Source organism: Streptomyces sp. NPDC005574 (genome assembly GCF_040605435.1).
Taxonomy (GTDB): Bacteria; Actinomycetota; Actinomycetes; order Streptomycetales; family Streptomycetaceae; genus Streptomyces.
The window spans coordinates 1-5,979 of sequence record NZ_JBEXCW010000192.1 but is presented as its reverse complement, the minus strand read 5'-3'; the positions used below and the strand labels follow the sequence as shown (position 1 = coordinate 5,979).

At 68.7% G+C, this 5,979-nt stretch carries 5 protein-coding genes and 1 pseudogene; 1 reads left to right on the top strand and 5 read right to left on the bottom strand.

From position 1 onward, the window contains the following. Positions 1 to 81: 81 nt before the first annotated feature. The 3 genes from tnpB to ABZT03_RS42600 all read right to left on the bottom strand — a co-directional run bounded on the left by tnpB (position 82) and on the right by ABZT03_RS42600 (position 2,856). The gene (tnpB, locus tag ABZT03_RS42610; RefSeq protein ID WP_356049495.1) at positions 82 to 1,173 is read right to left on the bottom strand and encodes an IS607 family element RNA-guided endonuclease TnpB; all 1,092 of its coding nucleotides are present in this window, start codon (positions 1,171 to 1,173) and stop codon (positions 82 to 84) included. Between the two features lie 667 nt (positions 1,174 to 1,840). Continuing rightward, the gene (locus ABZT03_RS42605) at positions 1,841 to 2,278 is read right to left on the bottom strand and encodes a PASTA domain-containing protein (protein ID WP_356049493.1); all 438 of its coding nucleotides are present in this window, start codon (positions 2,276 to 2,278) and stop codon (positions 1,841 to 1,843) included. Between the two features lie 62 nt (positions 2,279 to 2,340). Further along, on the bottom strand, positions 2,341 to 2,856 hold the full coding sequence (locus ABZT03_RS42600; protein WP_356049491.1) for a SigE family RNA polymerase sigma factor: 516 nt from the start codon (positions 2,854 to 2,856) through the stop codon (positions 2,341 to 2,343). Between the two features lie 161 nt (positions 2,857 to 3,017). On the opposite strand from ABZT03_RS42600, the pseudogene ABZT03_RS42595 reads away from it, so the two are divergent. After that, a pseudogene (locus ABZT03_RS42595) lies at positions 3,018 to 3,303 on the top strand (transposase); the annotation flags it as partial. A gap of 474 nt (positions 3,304 to 3,777) precedes the next feature. Here ABZT03_RS42595 and ABZT03_RS42590 read toward each other — a convergent pair. Together ABZT03_RS42590 and ABZT03_RS42585 are read right to left on the bottom strand one after the other, a co-directional pair. Beyond that, positions 3,778 to 5,235, bottom strand: coding sequence for an NF041680 family putative transposase (locus ABZT03_RS42590; RefSeq protein ID WP_356049489.1), 1,458 nt, complete (start codon positions 5,233 to 5,235; stop codon positions 3,778 to 3,780). 160 nt (positions 5,236 to 5,395) lie between these two features. Beyond that, a partial coding sequence (locus ABZT03_RS42585) for an IS5 family transposase (protein WP_356049487.1) occupies positions 5,396 to 5,979 on the bottom strand: 584 nt, incomplete at its 5' end.

Sequence of the window (5,979 nt, the reverse complement as noted above, 5' to 3'; positions counted from 1 at the left end):
CACCTGCACGCTCACGCCACCCCTCCACGATGGGAAACTCCCTTGCCAGACACTACGTCTGACATGGGATCGCTTAGCTGATTAGAGACGCTTCGGCACCACCACCAGGGCGGGGCCCGGGTCTCCGGCCACTCCGGTACCCGTTTTCCGGTTGGCCGCCGCGAGGGCGGCCAGGCTGTGGCCTGCGTTCGCGTCCCGGTCCAGGACGAGTCCGCAGGCGTCGCACTCGAAGACACGCACGCCGAGGGGCAGCTTGGCTTTCACCACACCGCAGCGGGAGCAGGTCTTCGAGGAGGGCATCCAGCGGTCGGCGACGATCAGACGTCCACCGTGACGCTGGGTCTTGTAGGTGAGCTGGCGCCGCAGTTCCCCGAACGCCGCGTCGGAGATACGGCGGGACAGACGCCGGTTGCGGACCAACCCTTTCACGTTGAGGTCCTCGACCACGACGGTGCCGTACTCGGCGGGGATACGCGCGGTGGCCTGGTGGAGATGGTTCTCCCGCAGGTTCGCCACCCGGTGGTGCACCCGGTTGCGGACCGCGTTGGCCTTCTCCCAGCGACGGGACGGGGCCTGTCCGGTGCGCCGGTTGGGGCCGCGTCGGCGGGAGACGGTCCGGGAGGCCTTCCGGAGCTGCGTGAGGGCCTGGTCGTAGTGCTTGGGGTTCGCGACCTCGCGGACTTCGCGGGCCGAGTCCGCCATGACGAGGAGAGTCTTCACGCCGAGGTCGATCCCGACCGCCGTGCCCGGCCGGGTGGCAGGGGCGATGGTGTTGCGTTCCTCGGTCTGCAGGACCGCGAACCAGCGGCCCCGCTCGAACCGCACCGTCACCGACAGAATCCGCCTTGAGCCTTCGGTGATCGCGTCCGCGAGGAGCGGGACGTCCTCATGAAGGCGGATCCGGCCGAGGCGGGGCAGGACGATATGCCGCCGGTCATCGAGGCGGATGGTGCCGGTGGTGAACTTGCACGCCAGACGGGCTTTCCGCTTCGACTTGAAACGGGGCCTGCCCATCCGGGCGCCCTTGCGTTCGCCGCGCCGGGACTTGGCATAGGTGTCGAACGCGGCGGCAGCGTTCGCGAGGCCGGTGTTGTAGGCCTCCTTCGAGTTCTCCGCCCACCACTCCCGCAGGAAGGGGTCGGTGTGTTTGGCCTCGTTGCAGGCCTTCCGCAACGACGGCAGCGACCACGACCGCCACGGAACGCGCTCTGCCCGAAGACGCCGTAGGTCTCCTCCGCTGCGCGCTGCGACCAACTCGCCAGCACATGCCGCACCGCCCAGTTGTAGGCGACCCGCGCCGCCCCGCAGTGCGAGGCCAGAGCCTGCAGGGCGGACGCGTTGGGGTCGAGGGCGAGTCTGCGGCCCACGACGTGGAAGCCGGGCCGCGCCTCGAACCCCACCCGGCTCCGTCGCGCTCGATCTGCGCGTCAAATGACGGTGTGGTGCGGATTTTGGTGTGGGACAGCGACCCGGTCCGGGTGGACCACGAACCACAACATCCCCGGGGCCCATGGGCCGGGCTGGTCCGTCGCCACGCCAAACCGGCATAGCGAGAAGCCCCGACCTTCAGGACGGGGAGGAGTCACGTCGTCGCGGATCAGGTGGTACACCTCGCGGGCTGCGTAGCGTTTCGTGCAGCGCATGACCTCGCGATTTCCCTTTCCTTCAGCGGTGCGTCGTTCCAGGTAGAGGCGAGGGCGCTCGTCTTGTCGCATGCGGTGACCACGATGCGGTGCAGAGCGGCGTTGGCCTGCCTGTCTCCGCCGCGGTTGAGCCGACGGCGCGGACACGACGCCCGCCCCTGCTTGGCGCAGGGGCGGGCGTCGTGTCCGTGTCCCGGTCAGCCGGCGCAGAGGGTCAGGTTGACCGTAGCGCCGCTCTTGACGCTCTTCGGGGCGTGCGGGGACACGCCAACCACCGAGCCCGGCTTGCAGCCCTTGACGACTGCCTTGGTGATGGCACCGGTCTTCAGCTCCGCCTTGAGGAGCGTCTGCTTGGCGAACGTCAGGTCCAGGTTCGCGAAGTCGATCGGAATGGTCGTGCCGTCGGGCGTGACGTACAGCACGGTGGTGGCGTCGCTGTTGGCGGACGTGCTGGTGGCCGCCGGGCTCGAGCTGCCGCTGCCCGCGGACGAGGTGGCCAGGGCCGTGCCCCCGCCCGCGGCAATGAGGGCGGCGGCGACGGCAGCGATGCCGATGGTGCGCCTGCGCCGGGTGCGGAGCAGGATCTGGGGCGCGTCGTAGGCGGGGGCCTCGGCGGAGTTCACGAATCGGTTCATGGCGTTGATCAGTTCCTCTTCGAAAGATGGGCAGCCGGAAGGCCGCGCGTCGTCGTACGAGGTCATCGGATTCCTTCCCGGTGCCGTTGTGGTGAAGGGGTGGAGAGTACGGAGCTCTGATCTCTGAGCTTCTCGATCCCGCGAGCGAGCTGAGAGCGCACCGTGCTGGGCGATATGCCCAGGTCGGCTGCGATCTCGGTGTCGGAGAGGTCGTGGAAGTACCGCAGCACCACGACCGTGCGCATCCGCATGGGCAGTTGCTGCAGAGCGCGCACCAACTGGTCCCGGGTGTCCACCTGTCCGAACTCGTCTCCCGGAGCGGCTTTGTCACCGCTTTCGGCTTGGGAGGTCGTGACCAGGCAGCGGAACCTGCGCCAGCGGTCGTTGGCCAGGTTCACCATGATCCGCCGCGCATAGGCCTCCGGAGCGTCCTTCCCGGCGATGACGCGCCACTTGCGGCAGGCCCGCTCCAGGGTCTCCTGGACCAGGTCCTCCGCCGCCTCACGGTTGCCCGTCAGGACGAAGGCGGCGCGGAACAACGCGGCCGACCTTGCGGCGACGAAATCCTCAAAGTCCATCTCCACACGCTCCTCCCTTCCTGTCACCCCTCCTCGACGTGAGCACCGCCTCGTCTGCTGCACAGCCGCACTGAGACCTGGGTCACAGATGTCGGTACCGTCCGGCGTCAACGACCACTGCTGCCAGTGTCGTTGCGGGGTTCGAGACGGCTGGACGACCGCAAGGTCTCAACGGGATCGTGTGAAAATTCCGCACTGGGACGGCCTGGCGGGACGTGCCCGAGCGGTACGGCCCGTGGGCCACACTGCACACCCGTTTTCGCCGATGGGCTCTGGACGGCACCTTCGAGCGCATGCTCCGGGCCGCCCAGGCGCACGCCGACGAGGCCGGCGACATCGACTGGCTGGTGTCGGCGGACTCGACCATCGTCCGCGCCCACAGCACGCAGCCGGAGCCCGGCAAAGGGGGCCCGGAGTCCCGGACTCGGACGCTCCCGAGGCGGCCTGGCCGGCTGGAGCATGGACGCGGCGTACGCGGAGGGCGTTGCGGCTGGCAGCGCGCACAAACGAAGCGGCCTCACTGCCGTCGTCATGGAGGAAGCACGGCAGGTACTGGGCCGGGAGCCATGTACGTATGGGGAGTGGGCGTCGGACAACAGGGTGGCGTTCGACGAGGATCGCGGATGTCGGCCCGTACAGCGGATCGAACAGGGCCCGCATCGGGCGCACGCCGAGCTGGGCGCGAGCGTGTCGCAGGGCGGTCGTGGTGATCGTCGGGACAGGCAGGGGCCCCAGCGCGATGGGGAGCTTAACCCACACACCGGGTAGCCGCACTCCTCAAACAGGGCGGCGACCAGCAGGAGGTAGCCCTCCGAGGGGACCACAAGGGTAACCGGCCGTCGGGAGCCGCCACGCCCCCGCCCCGCCACTGACACACCCCAGAAGCCCAGAGGGCCCTTCCGTCGATCGCTAGCTTGATCTTTAACCTGTGCGGCGTGGCCGTGGGGCGGTTGACTTCTTCGTGCGCGGCTTCGCCGAGGGTGTTTTGCGGGGTGTGTGAACGTCGTGGCGGGGTGTGGGCCGGGTGTTCTTTCGGCCTGGTGGTCGTCCGGGGCCGGGTCGGGATGGTTTCGGTGCTTGGGCCGGACAGGCCGCTTGTGGGCGGATGTGCCGGAAGTCGCGGCGGACGCGGGCGGGGGTGAGCCTGTCCGGCGAGCTGGGTTTCTCCCAGGGACGGCGCCGGTCGGCGGCGAGCGGGCGGGCGAGACGGAGTTGGGTGTAGGCGGCGAGGATCAGCCAGGTCCATCGGTCGGCTGCCTCGGGGGTGCGGATCTTCGGGGAGGTCCAGCCGAGGGTCTGTTTGAACAGGCGGAAGGTGTGCTCGATGTCGAAGCGTCGTAGGTATGCCTGCCAGAGACGGTCGGCGTCCGCCGGGGTGGCGTCGGTGCCTGACCACCACAGCCAGACCGGCTTCGGTGTTGCTCCGCTGGGCAGGTGGTCGATGTCCAGGCGGATCACCGTTCCTTCGACGATGGGGAGGATGCCGTCGGCGGCTGCCCAGGAAGAGCGGTGGGTCAGCTTGGGGTGCAGTCGGTCCCAGGAGCGGGCCCTGGCGATGCCGTAGAGGCGTGTGTCGGTGACTGTTTCGGTGTCCGGGGTGCCCCAGGTGTCGGGCTGCCCGAAGACGAATTCGCCGCCGTGCCGGGGTGGTCGGCCCTGGGTGTGCGGGAGCCGTGGTGGGACAGCTCTGCGCAGGACGCGGTCGGATCGCATCCTGGCCAGCACCTGCACCGGCAGGTCTTTGAGGAGGAAGCCGAGGCGGGGTGCGTCGTATCCGGCGTCCGCCACGATGAGGATGTCGGGGTCGCCCGTCTGCCACTGTCCCGCTGTGATCAGCCGCTGCAGCAGATCGCGCAGCTGCCGGGCGGTGACGGTGGCGGTGTCGTCCCCGGGCGTCAGCCGTAGTGCGTCCAGCGGTGCGGTCCAGGAGCTGCGGCCCGGCTCGAGCGCGCAGATGATCGAGTAGGGCCAGCCGGGGACCGGGATGTGCTGGTCCTTGCCCCGGCCGTAGGTGTGACACAGGATCCGTTCCGGTGAGGTGTGGGCGTCGGGCCGCAGCCAGCAGGTGACGTCGACGGCGAGGACCAGCCGGCCGTCGGCAGCCCGCGGCAGGGGCACTTCGGCCAGTGCCCGTCGCAGCCGGCCGGCATCGATGCGTCCACGGGCCACCGCGGCGTAGAGCCCTCCATGGCCGCGGCGGTGTTCACCCACCAGCGACAGTTCGGCCAGCGCCCTCACCGGCCCGTCGGCGCACAGAACAGCATCGGCCAGCTCGAACAACGCGTCCGAACGAGCGGTCAGACAGGCGTAGAACTCGCCCCGGAAGCATGACAGTTGCGCCAACGGCTCTTGCCGGGCGTCGTGATGCAGCAGACTCATCCTCACGGCCTTCGTGCTGAACGTGTGTGTTCCTTGGTCGGAGCACATGTTCAGCCGAAGGCCACCTCCGTGTACGGCAGTTACCGAACCGAGTGATCAAGTTCGACGGACCATTCGACGCCGGACGTTAAAGATCAAGCTAGGAGTTGTCGTCAAAGTGTCACGCCCACATCAGCAGTGCGGCGAGGGTTACGGCTGCCTGGTAGGACTCGGCGGTCTTGTCGTAGCGGGTCGCGATGCCGCGCCATTGCTTCAAGCGGTTGAAGCACCGTTCCACGCCGTTGCGATGCTTGTAGATTTCGCGATCGACTGTCGGAGGGCGTCCGCCGAGGCTGCCGCGACGGGCCCGGTTGCGGATCTGGTCGGCCCGTTCCGGAATGGTGTGCGTGATGCCCCGGCGCCGCAGCCAGGCCCGGATCGCCTTCGAGCTGTAGCCCTTGTCTCCCAGGACGTGATCGGGCCGTACGCGGGGTCTGCCGGGACCGATGCGGGGCACCCGTATCGCCTCCATCACGGCGGTGAACTGGGTGCAGTCGTTGGTGTTCCCGCCGGTGAGAACGAAAGCGAGCGGTCGGCCGACGGCATCGCAGACCAGATGAATCTTGCTGGTCAGCCCACCTCTGGAGCGGCCGAGTGCCGGGTTTCGAAGCCCCGTTACCTTCTTCGTGGCCTCGCAATGGGGCTCCCGGCCTTCGGCCCCGGTATGACTTGAGCCCCCAGTCGAGATGATCGAAAAGGTGGTGT

What these genes read in the sequence shown, in the direction of transcription:
- ABZT03_RS42605 (WP_356049493.1), bottom strand. Translation starts at nt 2,278, where the DNA reads ATGAACCGATTCGTGAACTCCGCCGAGGCCCCCGCCTACGACGCGCCC.
- ABZT03_RS42600 (WP_356049491.1), bottom strand. Translation starts at nt 2,856, where the DNA reads ATGGACTTTGAGGATTTCGTCGCCGCAAGGTCGGCCGCGTTGTTCCGC.
- ABZT03_RS42590 (WP_356049489.1), bottom strand. Translation starts at nt 5,235, where the DNA reads ATGAGTCTGCTGCATCACGACGCCCGGCAAGAGCCGTTGGCGCAACTG.